Origin of the sequence: Streptomyces sp. URMC 126, assembly GCF_051386555.1 — a bacterium.
Taxonomy (GTDB): Bacteria; Actinomycetota; Actinomycetes; order Streptomycetales; family Streptomycetaceae; genus Streptomyces.
Map to the genome: position 1 here is coordinate 1 of NZ_JBPQTX010001197.1, position 246 is coordinate 246.

The window sequence follows — 246 nt, forward strand, 5'->3', positions numbered from 1 at the left end:
GCGCTCCCAGGACGTCTTGCTGTAACCCGTCCGGTCGGCCACCGCGGAGATGCTCAGCCCGCTGCGGTCGACGAGCCTGCGCAGCTGGCTGGCGAACTCCCGCACCTGCGGGTCCAGTTCGTCCGGTAGCGCCCTCCAACGAGGCATGACTCTTCCCTTCCCCCCGTACTCGCTCGTTCCCCCGTGGTGCATGCCCCCGTGGCCCTCGTTCTGGCTACCCAGGGGGATGCCCGCAGTCAGGATGTC

1 protein-coding gene is annotated in these 246 nt (G+C 69.1%); it reads right to left on the reverse strand.

Features of this window, described 5'->3' with window-relative positions; genetic code table 11:
- Window positions 1-192 (reverse strand): helix-turn-helix domain-containing protein (locus ACSNOK_RS35645; protein ID WP_436784811.1); only part of this gene is annotated, 192 nt, incomplete at its 3' end.
- Window positions 193-246 lie beyond the last annotated feature (54 nt).